This window comes from Collinsella sp. AF37-9, from assembly GCF_003475115.1.
Classification (GTDB): Bacteria; Actinomycetota; Coriobacteriia; order Coriobacteriales; family Coriobacteriaceae; genus Collinsella.
Map to the genome: position 1 here is coordinate 927 of NZ_QROQ01000064.1, position 286 is coordinate 1,212.

Consider the following 286-nt stretch of genomic DNA (forward strand, 5'->3'; position numbering starts at 1 on the left):
GCGACATGGCCGCCGCCATCTTCCATGTGCTGGGGGCGCACGCCCCCTACGGTACCTACGACTGCACCGGCTCCGGCGCCGTGAGGAGCTGGGCCGACATCGCCCGTGCCGTCTTCGAGTCCGCTAACGGCAACGGGGAGAGGGTCGTGCCGGTCAGCACCGCCGACTACTACGCGAACGCCGAGGGCCCCGTCGCCCCGCGCCCGGTCCACTCCGCGCTCGATCTGTCCGGGCTCGAGTCGGTCGGGTTCCACATGCCCGACTGGGAGGAAGAGCTGGGGGAGTA

General features: G+C 71.0%; 1 protein-coding gene. It reads left to right on the top strand.

The window, feature by feature from the left end; genetic code table 11:
- Window positions 1-5: 5 nt before the first annotated feature.
- Window positions 6-286: sugar nucleotide-binding protein (locus DW024_RS10325; RefSeq protein WP_255413764.1), on the top strand; the 281-nt coding region annotated here is incomplete at its 3' end.